This window comes from Bradyrhizobium huanghuaihaiense, assembly GCF_025200885.1.
GTDB classification, from domain to species: Bacteria; Pseudomonadota; Alphaproteobacteria; order Rhizobiales; family Xanthobacteraceae; genus Bradyrhizobium; species Bradyrhizobium huanghuaihaiense.
Genome location: NZ_CP104172.1, coordinates 1 through 23,915 on the forward strand (window position 1 = coordinate 1; position 23,915 = coordinate 23,915).

The following is a 23,915-nucleotide window of genomic DNA, read 5'->3' on the forward strand; positions in this document are numbered from 1 at the left end:
ATGAACACATCGGAACAGGATCGCTGGTCACGCGTGAAGGGTCGGCTGCGCTCGAGCGTTGGCGAAGACGTCTATACCAGCTGGTTTGCACGCATGGATCTCGAAGGCGTGCAGGAGGAGAGCGTGCGGCTCTCGGTGCCGACCCGCTTCCTGAAGAGCTGGATCCAGGCCCATTATGCCGAGCGCGTGCTGTCGTGCTGGCAGGCCGAGATGCCGGAAGTGCATCGTATCGATCTCACCGTTCGCTCCGCGGTGCGCCCGGTGGCGCCGCCGAAGGAAGCGCCCGCGCCGGTCGAGGCGCGCCGCGCGCCTGCGCCGGAGCTGCGTTCGACCGCGACCGCACCGGTCTCGGCCAATCATGATGCGCTCGGCGGCTCGCCGCTCGATCCGCGCCTGACCTTTGCGAGCTTCGTCGTCGGCCGCTCCAACACGCTGGCCCATGCGGCCGCGCGCCAGGTCGCCGAGGGACGCCGCGGCGACCCCGTCATGTTCAACCCGCTCTACATCCATGCCGGTGTTGGCCTCGGCAAGACGCATCTGCTCCAGGCCGTGACCTGGGCCGGCAATTCCGGCAACGAGCGCAAGGTGCTGTATCTCACGGCCGAGAAATTCATGTACGGCTTCGTCGCCGCGCTGAAGACGCAGACGGCGCTGGCCTTCAAGGAAGCGCTGCGCGGCATCGACGTGCTCGTCATCGACGATCTGCAGTTCCTGCAGGGCAAGTCGACGCAGGCCGAGTTCTGTCACACGCTGAACGCGCTGATCGATGCCGGCCGCCAGGTCGTGATCGCGGCTGATCGTCCGCCGTCCGATCTCGAGAGCCTGGATGATCGCGTGCGCTCGCGCCTTGCCGGCGGCCTCGTGGTCGAGATGGGCTCGCTCGGCGAGGAGCTGCGCCACGGCATTCTCAAGTCGCGCGTCGCCGCGGCCCGCGCCCATCACGCGACCTTCGACGTGCCGGAGGAGGTGCTGCATTATCTCGCGCGCACCATCACCCATAACGGCAGGGATCTCGAAGGCGCGATCAACCGCCTCTTGGCGCACTCCAAGCTCAACAACCAGCCGGTGACGCTGGAGATGGCCGAGCGCGAGGTGCGCGACCTGGTCCGGCCGCAGGAGCCGAAGCGGATCAAGATCGAGGACATCCAGCGCGTGGTGGCCCGGCAGTACAACGTCAGCCGCTCCGACCTCCTGTCCTCGCGCCGCACCGCCAACGTGGTCCGCCCGCGCCAGGTGGCGATGTACCTCGCCAAGACGCTGACCCTGCGCTCGCTGCCCGAGATCGGCCGCCGCTTCGGCGGACGCGATCACACCACGGTGCTGCATGCCGTGCGCAAGATCGAGGCGCTGGTCTCCAAGGACACCGCGCTGTCGGAGGAAGTGGAGTCGCTGAAGCGCCAGCTTCAGGAATAAAGGCCTATTTCTTCTTTTCACCTCTCCCCGCTTGCGGGGAGAGGTCGGATCGCCCTTGCGATCCGGGTGAGGGGGTACAGGTCCATCGGCAGGCTCACCCGCGGAGAGAGGCCCCTCACCCCAACCCTCTCCCCGTAAGAACGGGGCGAGGGAGCGCACCTGTGTCTGGGCGACGGTTACGCTTCTGCCTGTAAATCGTGGGGAACTGCCCCCCAACCCTTGAATCCGGGGGCCATCCGAGACACCTTGCGCGACCCTGACGGCTTTGGTCATATCGGCTGGATGACCCGGCTTTTCGGGGTCTTCGGTGCCGTGGCGCGCGTCCCGCCGCCCGGCCTTCTCATCTTGGGGATCGGGCGAGTAGTGCAATGAAGGTTACGGTCGAACGCGCGCAACTCCTGAAGTCACTGGGCCATGTCCACCGCGTGGTCGAGCGCCGCAACACGATCCCGATCCTCGGCAACGTGCTGGTCCGGGCCGAGAACGCCAAATTGTCGCTGAAGGCGACCGACCTCGACCTCGAGGTGACGGAAACGCTCGCGGCGGAAACCGCGACCGCCGGTTCCACCACCGTGCCGGCGCACATGTTCTACGACATCGTGCGCAAGCTGCCTGACGGCTCGCAGATCGTGCTGGAAGCCGACGGCGACCGCGCCGTGCTGGCGATCCGCGCCGGCCGCTCGCGCTTCACGCTGCAGACGCTGCCGGAGAATGATTTCCCGGATCTGGCCGCCGGCGACATGTCGCATTCGTTCTCGCTGGCCGCCAAGGACGTCAAGCGGCTGATCGACCGCACCCAGTTCGCGATCTCGACCGAAGAGACGCGCTACTATCTCAACGGCATCTATCTGCATGCCGCCGGCACCGCCAAGGCCGCCACCCTGCGCGGCGTTGCCACCGACGGCCACCGCCTCGCCCAGCTCGACCTGGTGCAGCCCAAGGGCGCCGAGGGCATGCCCGGCGTGATCGTGCCGCGCAAGACTGTCGGCGAGGTTCAGCGCCTGATCGAGGATACCGACGCCGAGATGACGATCGAGCTGTCGCAGGCCAAGATCCGCTTCACCATCGGCAACGTGGTGCTGACCTCGAAACTGATCGACGGCACCTTCCCCGACTATGGCCGCGTCATTCCGCAGGGCAACGACAAGGAGCTCGTCGTCGACAAGAAGGATTTTGAGAACGCGGTCGATCGCGTTTCCACGATCTCCAGCGAACGCGGCCGCGCGGTAAAACTGTCGCTGTCGGCGGGCAAGCTGGTGCTGTCGGTGACCAATCCGGACTCGGGCAGCGCGACCGAAGAGCTCGAGGTCGAATACGCCTCCGACGCCCTCGATATCGGCTTCAACTCCCGCTACCTCCTCGACATCGCCGCCCAGATCGAAGGCGACGTCGCAACGCTCCGACTCGCCGATCCCGGCTCGCCCACCCTGGTCCAGGACCGCGACGACAAGAGCGCGCTGTACGTGCTGATGCCGATGCGGGTGTGAGGGACGTGGTCCCTCGACCACCCATCGGAGCCGTAGGGTGGGCAAAGCTTGCGCCGTAGCTCGAAGAGCGAAGGCGAATGCGTGCCCACCATGCAGCGGCACGAATCGCGGCGAGACGTGGGCACGGCGCGCGCAGAGCGCGCCTTTGCCCACCCTACGGCATGCTCCCGCAAAGGGGAGAGCGCGCGCCCATGACGAATAGAACATGACCCCCTCCCGTATTCATCGCCTGACGCTGACGCATTTTCGCAATTACCGGGCGGCGGGGCTCGAGACGGCGGCTGACATGGTGGCGCTGGTTGGGCCGAATGGGGCGGGCAAGACCAATTGCATCGAGGCGATCTCGTTCCTGTCGCCGGGCCGCGGCTTGCGGCGCGCCACGCTGGAAGACGTCGCCGACAACCAGAGCGACGGCTCCTGGGCGGTGTCGGCGCAGGTCGAGGGCGCGCTGGGGCTGGCGACGCTCGGCACCGGCATCGATGCGCCACATGCCGACAGCGCCGTCAGCCGGCGCTGCCGCATCGACCGCGAGCCGGTCAATTCCGCCGCCAGCTTCGGCGACCATATCCGCATGGTGTGGCTGACGCCGGCGATGGACGGGCTGTTCATGGGCGCGGCGTCCGAGCGGCGGCGCTTCTTCGACCGCCTGGTGCTCGCCATCGACAACGAGCATTCCAGCCGCATCAACGCGCTCGAACGTTCCCTGCGCTCGCGCAACCGCCTGCTCGAGACGCGCAATTACGACGACCATTGGTGTGACGCGATCGAGCGCGAGACCGCCGAGCTCGCCGTCGCGGTCGCCGCAACACGCGGCCAGACCGCGGCGCGGCTGACCGGCATGCTCAACACACGCGCGCAAGCCTCCGCATTCCCGTCGGCGCAGATCGCGCTCGACGGCTGGATGGAGAACGCGCTGCTCCAGGAGACCGCGACCTCGGTCGAGGACCGCTATCGCCAGATCCTGCGCGACAACCGTCCGCGCGATGCCATCGCCGGCCGCACCACCGACGGCCCGCATCTCACCGATCTCCAGGTGATCTACGCGCCGAAGAGCATGCCCGCGCGCGACGCATCCACGGGCGAGCAGAAGGCGCTGCTGATCGGCCTCGTGCTGGCGCACGCCACTCTGGTCGCCGAGATGACCGGCATCGTGCCGCTGCTGCTGCTCGACGAGGTCGTCGCCCATCTCGATCCGAACCGGCGCGCCGCGCTGTTCGACGAGCTGCGCAAGCTCGGCGCGCAGGTCTGGCTGACCGGCGCGGACCCCGCCGCCTTCGCCGAGATTGGCGCCGGCGGCGAAGTGTTTGACGTCGAGAGCGGACGCGTATCGGCCCGGCGCTAGCCGCCGCATTGAACCCGCCCGGTTCCGTCAGCGACTAGCTGCCAGAGGCCGCGCCGACGGTGTCGCAGCCGTTACCGCGCGATCAGATGACGCGCAATCTCTTGGAGAGTGAGATGCGAACGGTAAGGTCCGGGGCGCACGCCCCGGCACGATGGCGAGCGTTTGCGTGCGGCCTCGTTTTCCTCGCAAGCTGCCTGCTTGCGGCAACCGCCAGCGCCTGGGCGCCGCAAATCTCCGTGCTGTTCTCGGCCGAGCTCACGCCGGATCCCGAGACAAAACTGCCCGCGCCGACCCGTTACAGCTACAGGGGCATCCACACCACCGTGGTGAGCGGCATCGAAGCCCCGCTCCGCACCAGGCTGGAGGCGACCGTGCCCGCCGATCTCGGCGACGTGCTCGCCTTCTACCGCACCGAACTCGGCAAGCTCGGCTGGCAGGAGCAGCACGACGGCGCGGTGATCGCCGCCGATCGCGTCCAGCTCGCCTTCGCCTCCCCGCTGGGACCGGCACTGCTGGAGCTCCACCGCAAGGACAGCAGCACCGCGGTCGAGCTGGTGCAGAAGAATTCGGATACGGCGACCAGGGCGAACGTCATGCCCGAACCAGGCCAGGCCAAGGTGGTGTTCTCCAATATCGGCGAGACGGATGCCGCGCTCACGATCGACGCGCGGACCATCACGCGCGCCGGTGGCGCCAACGCCGTCGCACTGGATCTGCCGCCCGGCAAATATCCATACGAAGTGAACGTGCCGGGGCATGCGGCCCATACCAACACCCTCGTCATCGCGGCCGGAGATACCTGGGAGCTCACGGTCGGACGCGACGGCGATGCGTGGTCACCGCTTCATCTTTATTGAGCTGCCTGCTCTCGGTCAGCCCTCCCCGCCCGCTACCAGGGTACCCGGTTGAACCTGCCCGGTTCCTGCCGCGACTTCTCATCCGAGGCCGCGCCGACGGTGTCGCAGCCTGCAATTGCGCGAGGGGTCGACCCGCGCGAAATCCAGGAGTTTTGGCGATGTCGATGATCAAGCGCGGGACGCAGGTCCCGGCACGCTGGCGGCTGCTTGCCTGCGGCCTTCTGCTGATGGCGAGCGCTTCGCTGCCGGCGCGCGCCGACGACGGCATCGTCGACGTCCACGCGCTGCCGCAGCTCGAAGGCGCGGTGGAGAATACGTCGCGGCCCGATCCCTACCGCGTCGAATATCGCATGCCGACGCCAGAATCCGTGACATCGCCGGCGGTGAAGAAGCTCCTCAGCGCGGCCGGCTGGGTGCCCTATGTGCGCCCGCTGGAGGAGAAGAGCACCACGCTGAATTTTAGGAAGGGACGGCAGGGCCTGTCCGTTCATTTCACGCAAGCCCTCGGCCGGCCCGACCAGTCCGTGGTCTATTACTCGACCGACCGGATCTATTCGAACGTGCCGTTTCCAGAAGGCGCCAGCGACATCGTGTTCGACGGCACGAGGCCCTATCTCGGCTGCATCGCGCCCAGCGCGCTCGATGCGACGGCGGACTTCTACAAGAGCCAGATGGATGCGATCGGCTGGCGCAAGCTCCCGCCCGAGACGGCCGCGCGCTGGACGAACAGCCTGGATGAGACCGTTCCGAACGGCGTCCGCACGTTCTTTGAGCATGCCGACAGCGAGGCCACCGGCTTCTACAGGCAGAAGCCCGTCATGCTGACGCTGACGCGCCGTGACGACGGAAAGACCAATGTCGACATCCGCGTCGCGCCGTTCGCCTTGCCCAGCGAGCTCAAGGCCGATGACGATCTTGCCGGCCTGCCGCGGCCGAATCCGACCAAGACGGCCAAGAGCCTCGGCAGCGCAAGCTCCAACAAGCGCGAGATGTCGGCGGCCGCGATGGCCGAGCTGCCCGCGGTGCTCGCCTTCTATCATCGCGAGCTCGCCGCGCGCGGCTGGCAGGAGGACGGCAGCGCGCCGCTCGCGCCCGGCGACGAGGTGGCGATCAAGATCTCCAACACTGATGAAACCGGCGTGCTGCGGCTCGGCCGCAAATACGATTTCACCATGGTCAGCCTGACCGCGCAGGTGAAGGAATCCGCGCTCGCCGCCCGGGCCAAGGCGAAGAAGGAAGCCGACGAGAAGTTCCTTGGGGATGCGCTAGGTGCAGCCAAGCAGCTCATCGCTGCCGACGAAGCGCGGCGCAAGGTGCAGGCGGCCGCGCTGTCCGATGCGCCGCTCAATGCGCTTGCGGGCAGCAAGACGCCCGTGCCGCTGCCGGAGAACGCCGAGGGCGTGAAGTTCGAAGCCAGTGACGGCAGCCTCGAATTCTCGTCGACATCGAGCGTGAAGGCGCTGACCGCGTTCTACCGCGCCTCGCTGAAACCATTGGGCTGGACCGAGCGGCCTTCGGTCATCAACCAGCCCAACATGGCGATGCTGGAATTTGCCAAGGGCGGCAAATCGATCTCCTTCACCGTGCTGCAGATGGGCCCCAAGGTGAGGGTCAGCGCCGAGGGAACGGGCCTCAAGGTCGCCGCCGCCAAGCCTGCGGATAAGCCTGCGGAGATGCAGGCCAGGTCGTCCGAGCCGCTCAAGCCCGACACCGAATCCCAGCTGCCGGTGCCGACGCAGCGGTCGTCGACCTCGCTCGCGACCACAAAACTGCCGGGCACGGAGACCCCGTTCCGCCGCGAGCTGGAAGCGAGCATCCCCGCCCCGCTCGGCGACGTGCTGGCGTTCTACCGCACCGAGCTCGGCAAGCTCGGCTGGCAGGAGAAGGCCGAGGGCGCGACGGTCTCCGCGGAGCTTGCGCAGATCGACTTCACCTCGCCGCAGGGCCCGGCCGTGCTCAAGCTCGACCGCGCCAAGGGCGAGACCATTGTCAATCTGGCGCAGAAGAATCCGGAGGCCGCGACCAAGGCGGACATCATGCCCAAGCCGGGCCAGGCCAGGGTCATGCTCGGCAATATCGGGCCGAAGGACGCATCGCTCACGATCAACAAGCGGACCATCAAGATCGCGGCCGGCGCCGGCGGCCCGCAATCGCCGAAAGGCCCGATGCTTGATCTCGCGCCCGGGACGTACCAGTACGCGCTGCGCATGCCGGGGCGCCCGGCCCGCACCGAGACCCTCACGGTCGCCGCCGGCGATGCCTGGGGCCTGATGGTGGGTCCGACCGGCGAGGTGCTTCCGCTGCAGATGTATTGATCCACACGGCCCTGATACGGAATACGAAGATGACGACGGTAAGGCGTGTGATGAGAGGTCCGGCACGGTGGTTGCTGCCGCTGTGCGGCCTCGCTCTTCTCGCGGGCGGTCTGGTCGCCGCAAGCGCCGGCGGATGGATGCCGCATCCATCACCGCAAACTTCGACCGCACTCACACCGGCGGATCCCAACGCCGACCTGCCGGTGCCGAAGCAACACAACTCCTCCAGTTCCAACACCACCCATGTGACCGGCATCGAAATCCCGCTGCGGGTCGGACTCGAAGCCCATGTGCCGGCCGAGCTCAGCGCCGTGCTCGCCTTCTACCGCACGGAGCTCGCAAGGCGCGGCTGGGAGGAAAAGCCTGATGGCGCTGTGGTTGCTGCAGATCACGCCCGGCTCGCCTTCGTTTCCCCGAAGGGGCCGGCCACCCTGGAGCTCGGCCGCGCGAAGGGCGAGACCACAGTCGACCTGGTGCAACGGAATACGGAGGCTGTGGCCAAGGCCAATTTCCTGCCGATGCCAGGACAAGCGCGGCTGATATTCGGCTATCTCGTGCCGGACGTAGCTACGCTCACGATCAACGATCAAACCATCAAGATCGCGGGCGGCGAAAATCATCCCCAAACGCTGGATCTGCCGCCCGGCACGTATTCCTACGAGCTGCGCGCGTGGGGCCTTCTGCTGCGCACCGATACCGTCACCCTGGCCTCAGGCGAGGCCTGGAGCCTCAGCGACGACAAGAAGCCGTCCCAGATCTACTGACCCCGGAGGCCAATTCCGGGGCGCCATGGCGCCTCGGAACACGCTCCTTACCCCCCGCAAAATCCACGCCTTCAAGGGCCAAAAACAGGGTCTCGAATCGGGCTTTTCGCGAGCCTCGGAATCGGCCTTCACACGCCTTGAAAACTGGCAGAAAAACCCTATCTGCTCAAAGGGTTGCCGGAAGATACTTTGCGCTAGGCGCAAGCGGTCTTTCATGGCACAAATAGCCTCGCAAATCAGCGCCTTTTGCGCCGCTGATTCGGGCGACATTTCGAAGGCCTCTCATGACAGAACCTGCTCGGCAGCCCGCTGCCGAAAACGAGCCCTCCAATCCGAGCGAATACGGTGCGGAATCGATCCGCGTGCTCAAGGGTCTCGATGCCGTCCGCAAGCGCCCCGGCATGTATATCGGCGACACCGACGACGGCTCGGGCCTGCACCACATGGTGTACGAGGTCGTCGACAACGCGATCGACGAAGCGCTCGCGGGCCACGCCTCGCGCGTCGACGTGATCCTCAATGCCGACAATTCCGTCACCGTGCGCGACGACGGCCGCGGCATTCCCGTCGACATCCACAAGGGCGAAGGCATCTCGGCGGCCGAGGTCATCATGACCCAGCTGCACGCCGGCGGTAAGTTCGACCAGAACTCCTACAAGGTCTCCGGCGGCCTGCACGGCGTCGGCGTCTCCGTCGTCAACGCGCTGTCGAGCAAGCTGGGCTTGCGGATCTGGCGCGACGACAAGGAGCACTACATCGAGTTCGCCCACGGCGATGCGGTCGCACCGCTGGTCGTGGTCGGCGATGCGCCGGGCAAGCGCGGCACCGAGGTGACGTTCCTCGCCTCGACCGAGACCTTCAAGAACATCGAATATGATTTCGCGACGCTCGAGCATCGTCTGCGTGAGCTCGCCTTCCTCAATTCCGGCGTCAACATCGCCCTCTCCGACATGCGTCACGCGGTCGAGAAGCGCGAGGAGATGCACTATTCCGGCGGCGTCGAGGAGTTCGTCAAATATCTCGACCGCAACAAGAAGGCGCTGGTGCCGACGCCCATCATGGTGCGCTCGGAAGCCAACGGCATCGGCGTCGAGGCCGCTTTGTGGTGGAACGACAGCTACCACGAGAACGTGCTGTGCTTCACCAACAACATCCCGCAACGTGACGGCGGCACCCACCTCGCCGGCTTCCGCGGCGCACTGACGCGCCAGGTCAACGGTTATGCCGAGGCCAATGCGAAGAAGGAAAAGATCGCGCTGACCGGCGACGACTGCCGCGAAGGCCTCACCGCAGTGCTGTCGGTGAAAGTGCCCGATCCGAAGTTCTCGTCGCAGACCAAGGACAAGCTGGTGTCCTCGGAAGTGCGTCCCGTGGTCGAGAACGTCCTCAACGAGGCACTCCAGGCCTGGTTCGAGGAGCACCCGTCCGAGGCCAAGATGATCGTCGGCAAGGTGATCCAGGCCGCCGCGGCGCGCGAAGCGGCGCGAAAGGCGCGCGAGTTGACGCGCAAGAGCCCGCTGTCGGTCTCCTCGCTGCCCGGCAAGCTCGCCGACTGTCAGGAAAAGGATCCGGCCAAGTCCGAGCTGTTCATCGTCGAGGGTGACTCGGCAGGCGGCAGCGCCAAGCAGGGCCGCAACCGCGAATTCCAGGCGGTGCTGCCGCTGCGCGGCAAGATCCTCAACGTCGAACGCGTCCGCCCCGACAAGATGCTGTCATCGGAGCAGATCGGCACGCTGATCACCGCGCTCGGCACCGGCATCAGCGACGATTTCTCGGTCGAGAAGCTGCGCTATCACAAGATCATCGTGATGACGGACGCCGACGTCGACGGCGCCCACATCCGCACGCTGCTGCTGACCTTCTTCTACCGGCAGATGCGCGACATCATCGACGGCGGCTATCTCTATATCGCCCAGCCGCCGCTCTATAAGGTCTCGCGCGGCAAGTCCGAGCAGTATCTGAAGGACGAGCGCGCGCTGGAAGACTATCTGATCGACGCCGGGCTCGATGACTGCGTGTACATCCCCGGCACCGGCGGCGACCGCTCGGGGCGCGATCTGCGCGCGCTGGTCGACGATGCCCGCGTGGTCCGCAGCATCCTGCGCAATCTGCACAGCCGCTATAACCGCAAGGTGGTCGAGCAGGCCGCCATCACCGGCGTGCTGAACAAGTCGATCTACGGCAATCCGGAGAATGCCGCGGCCGCCGCGCAATACATCGCGAGCCGGCTGGACAACCAGGCCGAGGAAGTCGAACGCGGCTGGGTGGGCCAATTCGTCGAGGGCCAGGGTTTCCTGTTCGAGCGCACCGTGCGCGGCGTCAAGGAAGCGGCCATGATCGACGATGCGCTGCTCGGCTCCGCCGAGGCCCGCAAGCTCGACGAGTACACGACCAAGCTTCAGGACGTCTATGCGCGCTCCGGCAAGCTGCGGCGGAAGGACAGCGAGCACGTGGTCCACGGCCCGTCCGACCTGTTCGAGGCGGTGACCGATTCCGGCCGCAAGGGCATCACGCTGCAGCGCTACAAAGGCCTCGGCGAGATGAACCCGGAGCAGCTGTGGGAGACCACGCTCGACACCGAGGTGCGCTCGCTGCTGCAGGTGAAGGTCAAGGAGGTCGACGAGGCCGACGACATCTTCACCAAGCTGATGGGCGACGTGGTCGAGCCCCGCCGCGATTTCATCCAGGAACATTCGCTGAGCGCGACGATCGATATCTGAGGCTGGTTGACCCCCGATGGGGCGTCATCCTCGGTGCAACCTCTCCCGCTTGCGGGAGAGGTCGGCGCGTAGCGCCGGGTGAGGGCTTTCACCGCTTGGGGATATTCTCCGTAAAATTCGACGATCCCATCGCGGAGACACCCTCTCCCCGGCCCTCCCCCGCAAGCGGGGGAGGCGGCACACCACCTTCGCGGCAAACATCACTCCCCTGAACCTCCCCACCCGCTATCGCGACGAAGTAGCGTGCCACATCGGCCGCCTGCCGCGTTGCCGACGCGAATTTCACGCAGCTCGCTGGACGAGAGCGCCGGAGCCAAGGTGAGAGCCGGCGCGATGGATCTGAAGGCAGATCTTGGAAGAGGTCCGAGCGACATGTTGCCGATTCTAGCTGAGCAGCGCCAAATGTACGTGCAGCAGGTCTTCGAAATGGCCGAACTCTTCGGCTTCGAAACCCGCAACAAGTATCGCATCCGCGATGAAAATGGCCGCGATCTGCTCTATGCGGCCGAACAGCAAAAGGGAATTCTCGGCTTCCTGGGACGCCAGGCATTCGGGCATTGGCGCTCTTTCGAGGTTCATTTTTTCGACGGCGCCCGACAGCCGGTCATGCGCGGGATTCATCCCTTCCGCTGGTTCTTTCAATGTCTGGAGCTGCGTTCGCGCGACGGCCGCCTCATCGGAACCATCGAGCGCCAGTTCTCGATTCTCACCAAGACCTTCCACGTGCACGACGCACAGGGGAGAGTGGTGCTCGAAGTCAGTTCGCCATTTTGGCGCGTATGGACCTTTCCGTTCATGCGCGGAGGGCGAGAACACGCGCGCGTTGCGAAAAAATGGTCCGGCCTCGGCGCTGAACTTTTCACCGACCGCGATAATTTTCTGGTGGAGTATTTGGAACGCAGCCTGACAGAAGATGAGCGAGCGCTGGTTCTCGCAGCTGCGATCTACATCGATCTCATGTACTTCGAAGTCAAAGGCGAGGGCGGCGCAATCAATTTGTTCCGCAATTGAAACGCGGTGTAACCTCTCCTGCTTGCCCACCCCTCCCCGCAAGCGGGGGAGGGAGCAGATCACCGTCGCGGCGACACCGAGCACCCTCGCGGGCTAGAGCCGTAGGCTCCTGAACCTCACCCTCCGCCATCACGACCAAATGGCATGAACCCAGCGGCCAATTCCGGCCGGGACAGCGCCACGCCATGACCAGTTCCGCAACTGCCAGCCCTGCCCTCCCCTCCCGCCGTCTCGGCGTGATCGGTAGCATCGTCGGTGTGCTGGCGCTGATCGCGGCTGTGTTGCCGCACTGGGTCATCCCGGTGATCTACCCGCCACCGCCGGCGGACAAGGTGATCGTCGACACCGGCCATCGCCTGAAGGATCGCCTGATCGCGCGCGTCAAGGGCGTCGAGTACCAGGCCCCACCGCGGGAGAAGTCGACGGGGAGCCAGCTGAGGGAAGCGTCCTCCATCGGTGCGATCTCGCTCGGCCTGCTTGCCATCCTGCTCTCGGTCCTGGCCCTCGTGTTTCGCGAGGAGAGGCTCCTGGCAGGCGCCGCGGCCGCGCTTGGGGCCGGTGCCATTGCCGTCGAAATCTCCTTCCTGGCCATGGGCGTGCTGATGCTGATCGTCATCCTTTATGTGGTGGCGAATATCATCGGTCTGTTCTAAACGCCGGTCCGAAAGGGCTTCTTCGGCCGACGAGTGGCGTTCCGCCGCGACAAGTGCAGAATTGCTCCCCTGCTCAAATCTCTGTAGTTTCCGCCCGAAACAGCCCGCCCACCCATCAGGACAGCGAGAATCCATTTGGCGCCCATCCAGTACATCGTCGAGGGCGGTCACCGGCTCTCGGGCTCGATCGAGCCGTCCGGCAACAAGAACTCGGCGCTGCCGATCATCGCCGCCGCCCTGCTCACCGAGCATCCGGTGACGCTGGAGAACGTGCCGCGGATCCGCGATACCGAGACGCTGGTCGAGCTGATCCGCTCGGTCGGTGCGTCCGCGGAATGGACCGGGCGCAACACGCTTCACATTCACGCCAAGAGCATCCGCGCCGCCGACCTCGACCCCGAGCTGTGCGTCCGTATCCGGGCCTCGATCCTGCTCGCGGGTCCCCTGCTGGCCCGCTGCGGCGAAGTGATGCTGCCGCCGCCCGGTGGCGACGTCATCGGCCGGCGACGGCTGGACACCCATGTGCTGGCGCTCGAGCAGCTCGGCGCCAAGGTCACCGCGACCGACAGGCTCGAATTCCGCGCGGCCAGGCTCGCCGGCGCCGACGTGTTCCTGGACGAACCGAGCGTAACCGCGACCGAGAACGCGCTGGTGGCGGCGGTCGCCGCGGACGGCGTCACCATTTTGCGCAACGCGGCGTCCGAGCCGCATGTGCAGGACCTCGCCAACTTCCTGGTCGCGCTCGGCGCCAGAATCGAGGGCATCGGCACCAACACCATGGTTATCCATGGTCCGGCGACACTGGGAGAAGCGACCTACCGGATCCAGCCCGACCACATCGAGGTCGGCTCGCTGATCGGCCTTGCCGCCGTGACGCGCTCACAGCTGCGCATCGTACGATCAGGCGTCGAGCATCTGCGCTCGATCCGCATGGGCTTTGAGCGGCTCGGCATCGTCTGCCGCGTCGAGGGCGACGATCTCATCGTGCCCTCGAACCAGACATTGAAGATCCAGGACGATTTCGGCGGCCACGTGCCGAAGCTGGAGGACCAGCCCTGGCCGGCCTTCCCGGCCGATTTGATGTCGATCGCGATCGTCACCGCCACGCAATGCGAGGGCGTGATCCTGATGTTCGAGAAGATGTTCGAATCCAGGATGTTCTTCGTCGACAAGCTGATCGCGATGGGCGCGCGCATCGTGCTGTGCGACCCGCACCGCGCCATCATCGCAGGCCCGAGCCGTCTGCGCGGCGCCTCGATGATTTCGCCCGACATCCGCGCCGGCATGGCGATGCTGCTCGCCGCGGTCTGTGCCGAGGGCACCTCCACGATCAACAATGCCGACCAGATCGAGCGCGGCTATGAGCGCATCGAGGAACGGCTGAACGCGCTGGGCGCCAAGATCAAGCGCGTGCCTGAAAGGAAGAGCTGAGGCTCTTTCTTCCTTCTCCCCTTGTACAAGGGGAGAGGGAAAGCCGCACCTCGCACAGTATCGTAGGGTGGGCAAAGCGAAGCGTGCCCACGCTTCTGTTGCAATATTGGAGAGGACGTGGGCACGGCGCAAGCGCGCCTTTGCCCACCCTACGATATCGAGCAAGCGGAGAGAGCCGGGGCCATGTTTTCGACGTGTGGCTGTGCTAATGAGCCGCCATGCTCGACACCGTCCAACATCGTGCGCAGCCGCAAGCCGGCGTGCCGCAGGGCCATCTCGCCGACGAGTTCGGCGAGACGCTGCGGCTGGCCGTGCCGATGATGCTGACGCAGCTCGGGCAGATCGCGATGATCACGACCGATCTCGCGATGATCGGACACCTCGGCGAGAGCGCGGTCGCCGCGGCCGCGCTGGCACATACGGTCTATTTCGTCAGCTTCACCTTCGGGCTCGGGCTGATGTCCGCGGTGTCGCCGCTGGCCGCGCAGGCGTTCGGCGCCGGCGATGTCGGACGGATCCGCCGTTCCCTGCGCGTCGGGCTGTGGGCCGCGCTGCTGATCTCGCTGCCGATGATGGCTTCGCCGCTCTATGGCGAGCAGATCCTGCTTGCGCTCGGCCAGGTGCCGCAATCGGCCGCGTTGGCGCAGCGCTACCTGAACGGTCTCGCCTGGGGCATCGCGCCGGCGCTCGGTTTCATCGCGCTGCGCAGCATGATGAGCGCGGTGAACCGTCCGCAGGCGCCGCTGTGGATCACGGTGGCGGCGATCCCGATCAATGCCGCGCTGGTCTATGCGCTGATCCACGGCCTGTTCGGGCTGCCGGAGCTCGGCCTGTTCGGCGCGGGCCTCGCGACCACGCTGGTCAATCTCGGCACCTTCCTCGCAGCGCTTGCCATCGCAGGACTGCGCAAACCGTTCGCCGACTATCATCCGCTTGCCCGTCTCTGGCGGATCGATTGGCCCTTGATGCGCCAGCTCGTCGCGGTCGGCGCGCCGATCTCGTTCTCCCTGCTGCTGGAATATGGCCTGTTCTCCTCGGCCGCGCTGCTGATGGGGCTGATCTCGACTGCGGCGCTCGCCGCGCACCAGATCGCGCTCCAGGTCACCGCCGTGCTGTTCATGGTGCCGCTCGGCATCGGCATGGCGGCCACGGTGCGGATCGGCCATGCCTTCGGCCGCGACGACATGGTCGCGGTGAGGCGCGCGGGGCTCGTCGCAGCCGTGCTCGGGATCGCCTTCGTCTCGGCCCTGACCGTCGCGATCGTTCTCGGCCGCTACGAGCTCGGACGGCTGTTCTTCGGCCGCAGCGAGGCCAGCGCGGCAACGGTCGAGCTGACGGCGACGCTGCTGCTGGTCGGCGCGAGCTTCTTCATCGCCGACGGCCTGCAGACCATCATGGGCGGCGCGCTGCGCGGCATCAACGACACACGAATGACGCTGGTGTTCGCGGCGATCGGCTATTGGTGCGTCGCTTTCCCCATCGGCTGGGTGCTGGCCTTCAACGCCCACCTTGGCGCAGTCGGGGTCTGGATCGGATTCTCGATCGGCTCGTTCGTCTATGCCGGCCTTCTGATCTTGCGCTTCCGGATGCTGACGCGCAAACTGGCGGGATGATCGGGACGGTCCGCGAAGTCACCCCCAATGTCGACGCCGGTGCGGTGCTGGCAGGCGCGCAGTTCATCGATGCGTTTCGCGTCGAGATCGGCACGGCGACAGTCAGCGCCCGCGAGGCCTGCGTCCGCATGGTGCTGCACGGCCCGCGCTGGATCGACGTGCTGCTGCGCCTCCGCAACATTCTGGTGACACCGTTCGGGCTGAAGACATCGGGCGAAGGCGCGCCGGCGCCGCACGGCCTGATCGGCCTGTTTCCGGTGGTGAGCGAGACGCCCGAGCGGCTGGTCGCCGGCTTCAACGATTCTCATCTCGACTTCCGCCTCGTCGTCGATGTCGCGGGCGATGCCGCCAGCCGCCAGGTGACCTCGACCACGCTGGTGCGCACGCATAATCTGCTCGGCCGCACCTATCTCACCCTCATCATGCCCTTCCACAAGATCGTGGTCCGCGGCATGATGGGACGCATCGTGGAGCCGGCGCGATGACGCTGTCCGTCGACCTCTTCTACTCCTACCGCAGTCCCTTCAGCTATCTGGCCCTGCCCAAGACACTGAAGCTCGTCGCGGAGTACGACCTCGCGGTGAATTTGCGGCCGGTCTATCCGCTCGCGGTCCGCGTGCCCGGATTCTTCAAGAAGGCCAGCCCGAACTTCATTCGCTACGTGGTGCTCGACAGCACGCGCGTGGCGCAGCACGAAGGCATTCCGTTCCGCTTTCCCCGGCCCGATCCGATCGTGCAGGACATGATGACGCTCGATGTCGCGGCCGAGCAGCCCTACATCCACCGCCTGACCCGTCTGGGCGCGATGGCGCAGCTCGAGGGACGCTCGCTCGCCTTCACCGACGCGATCGCGCGCGTGCTATGGGACGGTTCGGTCTTGGGGTGGAACGAGGGCGATCACCTCGCGCGCGCGGCCGAGAAAGCCGGCTTCGATCTCGCCGCGATGGATGAAGCGATCACCGCCGATCCGGATCGCTATGAGCAGGTGATCGCGGAGAACGAGAAGGACCATGCCGCGTCAGGCCATTGGGGCGTGCCGACCTTCGTGTTCGAGAGCGAGCCGTTCTTCGGTCAGGACCGCATCGATTTGCTGGTCTGGCGCATGCAGGGCAAGGGACTCGCGCGGCGCCAGCCCGGCTGACGTGAACCGGTTTCTTCGAGCGAGCGACTGAGACGTGGTGCCCCGATGCCGGCGGCGCCTCTGGAGGTCGCATGCAACTGGCAAAATTCTTCCATCGCCCGCCCGGCGACGACGATCGCGAGCTGGTGCTGATCCCGGGCGGCGATCCCAGGGTGATCGGCGTCCGCATGAACCGGGAGGACGACCCGGACTCGGAGCAATATCTGCGCGAGGAATTTTCCGACATTGACGACGCCGCCGCGGCCTTCCGCCGCCATGCCGCCGAGCTCGTTGCGTCCGGCTATGTCGAGACCAGCCATACCAACTACACGCTGCGCGACCTCGGACCTGATCCTCAGGCCAAGCCGGGCTGGCAGAAGGGCCTCGATGAGCTGATGATACTGGCGCTCGGCGCGCCGCTGGCTGAGCAGGCGAAGCAGATCGCAGCGCTCAGGGGCACGCCTGCCGAGCACGAGCCGCTTTATCTGTTGCTCGCCGCCGATCACGGCAAGACCGCAGGCGAGGACTTCGCGCAGACCCTGCGCTATGCCGAGCAGGCGCGCGAAGCGCTCAACGCACGGCGGGCTTCCGGACAGGCGCATTATGCATGGTCCATCACAGAGCAAGAGCTCGAGGGAGAGATTCTGGAATTGCTGAGCGGCCTCTATCTTCTCGCCAGCAACCCGGCCGCTTCGCTGGCGATCATCGAGCATTTGTGCCGGACCGCCCCGAGCCATGATCGCATTCGCCAGCGTGCCGAGCTTCTCTGCGGCTTCTTTCCCGAACGGCGGGAGGAGGCCTTCGACGACGCCTATCAATGGTCGCGCTTCGGCGGCTACGACGTCATCCTGCTGTTTCCCGAATATGCGGAATATGTAGCGCGGCGCAAGGCGGGGGCATCGGCCAAGGGCTGGCGCTGGAGGCCCGCCACACCGATCAACGACGCGGACATCAGCGCCGCGGAGCAGACGCTCGGCGTCCGGCTGCCCGACGACTATCGCGACTTCCTGCGGACCCGGGGCGAGACCGAACTGCTGGTTCGCCTGCCCGAATCCTCCTCCGAACTGCGGTTCTATGCGCCGGGCGAGCTCGCCACGCAGCAGCGCAAAGTCCTCGACTTCATCGCCTATTCAGAGGACGAGCTCGAAGAGGCCTGCGCCTATTTCCGGAAGGCGTACGGCGTTTCATTGAAGCACCTGATTCCGATCGCCGAACCCTCGCAGCTCACCCGCTGCCTGCTGCTCCATCTCGAGCCCGGCGAGCGCTACGGCTGGTGCTTCCAATGGGATCACGACGGCGCCTGGGAGCTGGAGCAGAAGCAGCCGAGTTTCGACGTCGCGCTGAAAGCGCTGACGGACGGCATCGAGCGGCGCGATGCAACGCAGCTCGCGTTTTTCGATCTCTAGAGAATCATTCCGCCACGCGCACGGACTTGTCGCTCGTGGCCTCCGACCATTCGCCGACGACGCGGTCGAGATCGCAGAGATTCTGGTGCATCTGCTCCAGGGAGAAGCCGAGCGCGAAGAAGCGCTCGGCGGTGTCGCCGGGCTGGCCGCGGATCAGGCCGTCATGACGGACGGACGCGACCGCCTCGGCGTAATGCTGGAGCGCGACGTGCACGGGATGGATCGGCGGTGCGCCCGCGCCTTCGCGCAAGGCGCTAGCTGCCGAGCGCAGGAAGCGCGCGATCACGGTCGAGACTTCCGTCAGGGGCGCAGCCAACCGCATCTGCACCTCGACCGGCAGCGGCACCACCGTGGCGCGGCCGATCATCACGACGTCATGGCGGAGCCGCAGCACGGTGCGCAGCAGCGGGCCGGTGTCGGGTCCGCTCGACAGCCGCGCGGCGCGCTCGCGCTCGGCTTCGGCGCCGATGGCATTCATGCCGACCATGGCCGTGCCGATGCCGTCCTGGATCCGGTGCAGCGCGTCGTTGTCGCGGCCGCGCGTCAGGCCTGCAAGCAGTTCGGTCAAGGCATCCGCGATCAGTTCGAGCAGCGCGGCCGCGGCGGCACGGATCTGCCGTACGGCGCGCGAGGGCAGCACCAGGAACGAGACCAGGAGGCCCGTGATGGCGCCGACGCCGACCTCGCTGACGCGGTCGATCGCCGAGGTCATGGGATCGGAGTGGTGCATGGTCGGGACGAGCAGCACGATGATCGCAGTCACCGTCGCCGCGTTGAGACTTGGGTTGATCGCGGCGACAAAGGCCAGCGGCGCGACCGCAAGCACCAGCAGCCCCAGCAGGCCCGCCTCGGTCGAATAAGGGATCAGGATCGCGATGGCGCCGCCATAGATGGCGCCGCCGATGGTGCCGAGCACGTAGTCGCGCGTCGCCTTCAGCGAGCGGCCGACGCTCATCTGGGTCACGATCAGCGAGGTCAGCACCGCCCAGAGCGGCAATAGCAGATGCAGCGCGCTGGCGATCGCATAGGCGGCGACCGCGGCCACCGTGACCCGGATCGCGAGCCCTATTTGCGTTCGCCGCGACCGGATCCGCTCGAACACCTTTCCTGCGAATGCCATGCTCGACTACCCCGGTCCGATCCTCATACGCCCAAGCAAAAGCATAGCTGATGCCCGCGGCCGCAAGGCCGCTTGAAAGGCCAAATCAGCCCGCCTAACTTGCCCGCCAAAACGAGGAAACACGATGGCCCACGAAACCGCAACGCTCGCCGCCTACGTCTTCAATCTGAAATACCAGGATATTCCGGCGGAGGTGCTGGAGCGGGCAAAAGTGCTGACGCTGGACTTCCTCGGCAGCGCGATCCGGGCACGGCGCGAGGCGGAATCGACCCCGTCGATGCTGAAGATGCTGGAGGCGCTGGCGCTCGACACCAAGGGCGAGTCCACCGTGTTCGGCGATGCCAAGACCTGGACGCCCGCGGTCGCGGCGCTCCTCAACGGCGCGCTCGGCCACTCCCTCGACTTCGACGACACCCACGCCGATTCCTCGCTGCATCCGAGCGCGCCGGTGGTTCCGGCCGCCTTCGCCGTCGGCGAGATGGTCGGCGCGTCGGGCCGCGACGTGCTGACCGCGATCGTCGCGGGCTATGAGGTCTGCTGCCGGCTCGGCAATGCGCTCGACCCGACCTCGCATTATGCGCGCGGCTTCCATCCGACCGCGACCGCCGGCACCTATGGCGCGGCCGCGGCGGCCGGCAAGCTGTTCGGCCTGTCCGAGCAGCAGCTGATCGCCGCGTTCGGAGTCTCCGGCAGCCAGGCCGCGGGCTCGCTGCAGTTCCTGGTCAACGGCGCCTGGAACAAGCGCTACCAGGTCGGCGCCGCCGCGATGAACGGCGTGATCGCCGCGACGCTGGCGCGCAACGATTTCGTCGGCGCGATCGAATCGGTCGAGGGCAAGCACGGCCTGCTCGCCGGCTACACCGACGATGCGCATCCGGACAAGGCCGTCGCCGAGCTCGGCAGGACCTACGAGACCATGAAGATCGGCGTAAAACCCTATCCGAGCTGCCGCTACACCCATGCCGCGATCGATGCGCTGATCGCGATGCGCCGCGAGCACAATCTGACGCCCGACCAGGTCAAGCGCGTCGAGATCGGCCTGCACCGCAACGGCATCACGCTCACCGGCGATGCCGCCACCAAGCGGCGCCCGCGCTCGATCGTCGGCGGCCAGTTCTCGATGTTCTTCACCGGTGCGCTCGCGCTCGACCAGGGCTCGTTCGGCTGGGACGACTACGGCCGCCTTGGTGACGCCGCCATCGACGCGCTCGCCGACAAGTTCGACGTGGTGCAGGACGACCGCCTCGAGGTCGGCCGCACCCATCCCTTCGGCGCGCGGGTGAGTATCACCACGGATGACGGCGTGCATGAGCGGCTCTATGCCGATCCGTCCGGAGAGCCGAATTCGTTCCCGGATACGCAGGCGATGCAGCAGAAGTTTTTGACGCTGGCCCGCCCGGTGCTGAACGCGCGCGCGGAGAAGTTCGCCGATGCGATCATGACACTGGAGCGGTTCGATCGCGTGGCCAAGGCGACGGAATTGGGGAGGTAGGAGAGCCGCGGCCGTTTCCTACCCTCCCCTGGAGGGGGAGGGTCGGCACGTGATCGAGCAAAGCGAGATTGCGTGACGGGGTGGGGTGATCTCTCCACTCGGGCAGTGTTCGTCGCGGAGAGACCGTCACCCACCCCGCTCGCGCTGCGCGCGATCGACCCTCCCCCTCCAGGGGAGGGTAAGAAAGACCTCAATTCATCCCTGCCAGCTTGCCCTTCTCGCGCGTCGCCGCCACCACATCGCGCACGAGATCGAACACGCCGTCGGCTTGCGGCGGCCAGTTCGGCGAGCGGCCGAGCCGAACGATCACCAGCTTCTCCGACGGGATCACGATGGTGTACTGCCCGATGGTGCCCTTGGCGAAGAAGGCATCGCGCGGCCAGCCGTGTTCGACGCGAAATTTTGCGCCAAAGCTGTTGCCTTGATTGGTCCAGAAGCCCGCGCCGATACCGACCCACGCGTTCGGCGTGGGCGTAGCGGTGTAATTCACCCAGCCCTCGGGGAGGATGCGCTTGCCGCCGGCGACGCCGTCATCGAGATAGAGCTGGCCGAAGCGCGCCCAGTCGCGTGCGGAGGCGAGCATCTCGCCTGATCCTTCGATCGTGCCGGAGCCATCGAGCTGAAGGACGACATGGCGCATGCCAAGCGGCGCGAACAATTCGCGGCGCGCGAAGCGCAGCGCGGCTTCGGGTGTGCCGCCGGCGGCAATGCGGATGAGATGCGAGAGGATGAGGCTATTGCCGTCGTGATAGTTCCACGCGGTGCCGGGCGTGGTCTCGAGCGGGATGGTCTCGGCATAAGCGGCCATGTCCGTCTCCACGAACTTCATCCGGTTGACCGGCTCGAAGATCGAGCCGAGCGAGGCCTCCAATGAGCTGCCGAGCGCGAGACCCGCGGTGTGGCGCAGCAGCTGATCGACGGTGATGGCATGGCGCGGCTCATCCGGACTTGTCCAGGCAGCGACCGGCGCGGGGCCGTCGAGCTTCAGCCGGCCCTGCCGCACCAGCACGCCGATCAGAGCGGAGACCACCGATTTCGTCATGGAGAAGCCGAGCAGCGGCGTCTCAGGTCCGATGCCGTCGGCGTAGCGCTCGGCGATGACGCGGCCGGCCTTCATCACGACGACCGCGCGGGTGCGGCGGTATGGCGGCTGCGCGGGTTCGGTGAAGGCACGGTCGAGCGCGGCAGCCAGCTCGGGGCTTTGCGGCGGCACGATCGAGGGTGCGGCGATCTCGGGCAACAACGCCGGCTGCCTGTCGTTCGCCGGCCCCATGACATCGGTCAGCGGCTCGCCGTGCTCAAGCGTGCAGCCGAGCCCCTCGCGATAGACGGCATGGCTGCGGCCAAGGCCGAACAGCGTCACCGTGACGTCCTTGCGCACGCGATCGACCCTGTACTCCATCGCCCAGGTGATCAGGTTGGTCCCGGGCATGGCGTCGGTGGTCTCGGTGAAGTTGCGCCTGGGATCGAGGCCGGAGACGAACGTCTCGGAGCAGAGGATGTCGGCGACGAAGCCGGTGGCCACCTTCGGCACGTCGCGGGCCCGGGCGACGCCGAGCGCGAGGCCGGCAGCGGCGATGGTGGCGGTGAGGAGGACGATCTTGCGGCGGCGGGTCACGGGCTTTCTCCGGCTTCGAGAGGTGTGGCGGGAGGAAGCGGGATGCGGACGGTGGATGCTCGCCGGATTTGGAAAACGGCTGGCCGGAATTGGGCGCGGGCTGGTTGATTTTGGAATAGGTCAGTTATTTCAAAGCAATACGAAAATGCCGCCGCAGTTGCAGTGAGCTCCCTCGCCCCGTTCTTACGGGGAGAGGGTCGGGGTGAGGGGCCTCTCTCCGCGCATGAGACGGCAGTGAGACCTGTACCCCCTCACCCGGATTGCATCTTCGATGCAATCCGACCTCTCCCCGCAGGCGGGGAGAGGTTAAGAGGCCTCAAGCCGCGCCGATATTGAGCCGCCGGTACTCCGTCGGCGTCACGCCGGTGACCGCCTTGAAGGCGCGGTTGAACGGCCCCAGCGACTGGAAGCCGGCGTCCATGGCGATGGTGATGACAGGGACCTCGGCCTGGGCGGGATCGGCGAGCGCGGCCTTGGCTTCCTCGATCCGGTGGTTGTTTAGGAACACATTGAAGTTGCGATAGCCGAGCCGCTGGTTGATCAGCCGCCGCAACCGGTATTCGGGAATTTTCAGCCGGCCAGCCAGCACGCCGATGGTGATGTTCTCCTGGCGATAGATCCGCTCGTCCGCCATCAGCCGCATCAGGGCATCGATGAGTTTCTGGTCGGCGGCGTCCTCGGCCACGGGCTGACTGAAAACAATCGGCGGCGCCGGCTCCGCCGCGGCTGGAAACAGATCCGCCCCGTCAACACGCATCATGGCATAGACGATCGCCGCGACGATGCAGGCGAGCACGCCGGCATTGATGGTTTCGGCGACATCGCCGACGTGGTGGCCGGCGACGGCGATCTGGAGCACCGCGTTCAGCCCGCCATAGAGCGCGGTTGCGCAGACGATGAAGACGCGAACGCGGCGGCGGCGCTCGACCAGATCGGCCGGCCAGGAGGCGATCATCTGCCCGACCGCAAGCGCGATGAAACCGAGCACGATCAGATTGACCACCGTCACCGAGAACCGCACATGGCCGCTGGGTGCGATCCAGACGCAGCCTGCGAAGCTGAAGGCCGTCACCAGCGCCCAGACCCATCCGTGCCACCAGCGGAGGCGAAACTCGTCGTCGAACAGGGAGCGTGTGAACAGCCAGAACACCACGATGCCGCCGGTCGACAAGGCGATCAGCGGTGCATGCAGGAGCGGGATCGGTGACGTGACGTCCACCGAATAGCTCGCCGCGTGCGCGGCCGAGCCCAGCGCGAACGCCGCGGCGAGACGAGCTGTGAGCACTTTGCGAAAGTCCTGCAACAGCGACGCCGCCAGCATCAGCAGCAGCGCGACGGACGCGGCGCGAAAGGCAAGCTCGGTTGCGGCGAGTGTCATCGGGCGATGCGATTGGTCGCGGTTGAAATCAGCCGAACATCGGTCGTTGGGATCATTTTTTCAAGGACCATCCGCATCCACAACTGTCATCGCCCGGTTTCATAGATCGTAGGGTGGGCAAAGCGAAGCGTGCCCACCGTTCTTCTCGATCGGAGAAAGATGGTGGGCACGGCGC

Annotated in this window: 18 protein-coding genes; 15 read left to right on the forward strand and 3 right to left on the reverse strand. The window is 66.3% G+C overall.

What is annotated here, in order from left to right:
- The 14 genes from dnaA to N2603_RS00070 all read left to right on the forward strand — a co-directional run bounded on the left by dnaA (window position 1) and on the right by N2603_RS00070 (window position 18,132).
- Window positions 1-1,413: a chromosomal replication initiator protein DnaA gene (dnaA, locus tag N2603_RS00005; protein WP_211403469.1), complete on the forward strand. Its 1,413-nt coding sequence runs from the start codon at window positions 1-3 to the stop codon at window positions 1,411-1,413.
- A gap of 368 nt (window positions 1,414-1,781) precedes the next feature.
- Window positions 1,782-2,900, forward strand: a complete 1,119-nt coding sequence (gene dnaN, locus N2603_RS00010) for a DNA polymerase III subunit beta (protein WP_018644236.1) — start codon at window positions 1,782-1,784, stop codon at window positions 2,898-2,900.
- A gap of 205 nt (window positions 2,901-3,105) precedes the next feature.
- The gene (gene recF / locus N2603_RS00015) at window positions 3,106-4,242 is read left to right on the forward strand and encodes a DNA replication/repair protein RecF (protein WP_260387233.1); all 1,137 of its coding nucleotides are present in this window, start codon (window positions 3,106-3,108) and stop codon (window positions 4,240-4,242) included.
- A gap of 113 nt (window positions 4,243-4,355) precedes the next feature.
- Window positions 4,356-5,099, forward strand: a complete 744-nt coding sequence (locus tag N2603_RS00020; RefSeq protein ID WP_260387234.1) for a hypothetical protein — start codon at window positions 4,356-4,358, stop codon at window positions 5,097-5,099.
- A 158-nt stretch (window positions 5,100-5,257) separates the two neighbouring features.
- On the forward strand, window positions 5,258-7,414 hold the full coding sequence (locus tag N2603_RS00025) for a hypothetical protein (protein ID WP_260387235.1): 2,157 nt from the start codon (window positions 5,258-5,260) through the stop codon (window positions 7,412-7,414).
- A 29-nt stretch (window positions 7,415-7,443) separates the two neighbouring features.
- Complete coding sequence (locus N2603_RS00030; protein ID WP_260387236.1) at window positions 7,444-8,178, forward strand: hypothetical protein; 735 nt, start codon at window positions 7,444-7,446, stop codon at window positions 8,176-8,178.
- 284 nt (window positions 8,179-8,462) lie between these two features.
- Window positions 8,463-10,898: a DNA topoisomerase (ATP-hydrolyzing) subunit B gene (gene gyrB / locus N2603_RS00035; protein ID WP_260387237.1), complete on the forward strand. Its 2,436-nt coding sequence runs from the start codon at window positions 8,463-8,465 to the stop codon at window positions 10,896-10,898.
- 333 nt (window positions 10,899-11,231) lie between these two features.
- Window positions 11,232-11,909 carry a phospholipid scramblase family protein gene (locus N2603_RS00040; RefSeq protein WP_260387238.1) on the forward strand — a complete coding sequence of 226 codons (678 nt, stop codon included), beginning with the start codon at window positions 11,232-11,234 and terminating at the stop codon, window positions 11,907-11,909.
- A 185-nt stretch (window positions 11,910-12,094) separates the two neighbouring features.
- On the forward strand, window positions 12,095-12,562 hold the full coding sequence (locus tag N2603_RS00045; RefSeq protein WP_260387239.1) for a hypothetical protein: 468 nt from the start codon (window positions 12,095-12,097) through the stop codon (window positions 12,560-12,562).
- 135 nt (window positions 12,563-12,697) lie between these two features.
- Window positions 12,698-13,993, forward strand: a complete 1,296-nt coding sequence (gene murA / locus N2603_RS00050; protein ID WP_018644227.1) for a UDP-N-acetylglucosamine 1-carboxyvinyltransferase — start codon at window positions 12,698-12,700, stop codon at window positions 13,991-13,993.
- A gap of 218 nt (window positions 13,994-14,211) precedes the next feature.
- Entirely contained in the window at window positions 14,212-15,606 is a 1,395-nt protein-coding gene (locus N2603_RS00055) for an MATE family efflux transporter (protein ID WP_260387240.1), read from the forward strand.
- Window positions 15,603-16,091, forward strand: a complete 489-nt coding sequence (locus tag N2603_RS00060; RefSeq protein WP_260387241.1) for a DUF2867 domain-containing protein — start codon at window positions 15,603-15,605, stop codon at window positions 16,089-16,091. The genes N2603_RS00055 and N2603_RS00060 overlap by 4 nt, the downstream gene beginning before the upstream one ends.
- On the forward strand, window positions 16,088-16,747 hold the full coding sequence (locus tag N2603_RS00065; protein WP_260387242.1) for a 2-hydroxychromene-2-carboxylate isomerase: 660 nt from the start codon (window positions 16,088-16,090) through the stop codon (window positions 16,745-16,747). The genes N2603_RS00060 and N2603_RS00065 overlap by 4 nt, the downstream gene beginning before the upstream one ends.
- Before the next feature lie 71 nt (window positions 16,748-16,818).
- The gene (locus N2603_RS00070; RefSeq protein WP_260387243.1) at window positions 16,819-18,132 is read left to right on the forward strand and encodes an SMI1/KNR4 family protein; all 1,314 of its coding nucleotides are present in this window, start codon (window positions 16,819-16,821) and stop codon (window positions 18,130-18,132) included.
- Window positions 18,133-18,136: 4 nt separating this feature from the next.
- On the opposite strand, the gene N2603_RS00075 is transcribed toward N2603_RS00070, so the two are convergent.
- Window positions 18,137-19,252, reverse strand: a complete 1,116-nt coding sequence (locus tag N2603_RS00075; RefSeq protein ID WP_260387244.1) for an FUSC family protein — start codon at window positions 19,250-19,252, stop codon at window positions 18,137-18,139.
- Window positions 19,253-19,376: 124 nt separating this feature from the next.
- Here N2603_RS00075 and N2603_RS00080 point away from each other — a divergent pair, with 124 nt between their 5' ends.
- Window positions 19,377-20,744, forward strand: coding sequence for an MmgE/PrpD family protein (locus N2603_RS00080; protein ID WP_260387245.1), 1,368 nt, complete (start codon window positions 19,377-19,379; stop codon window positions 20,742-20,744).
- A 190-nt stretch (window positions 20,745-20,934) separates the two neighbouring features.
- Here N2603_RS00080 and N2603_RS00085 read toward each other — a convergent pair whose 3' ends face one another.
- The gene (locus N2603_RS00085; protein WP_260387246.1) at window positions 20,935-22,362 is read right to left on the reverse strand and encodes a serine hydrolase domain-containing protein; all 1,428 of its coding nucleotides are present in this window, start codon (window positions 22,360-22,362) and stop codon (window positions 20,935-20,937) included.
- Window positions 22,363-22,678: 316 nt separating this feature from the next.
- Window positions 22,679-23,740 carry an AraC family transcriptional regulator gene (locus N2603_RS00090; protein WP_260387247.1) on the reverse strand — a complete coding sequence of 354 codons (1,062 nt, stop codon included), beginning with the start codon at window positions 23,738-23,740 and terminating at the stop codon, window positions 22,679-22,681.
- Window positions 23,741-23,915: the final 175 nt, after the last annotated feature.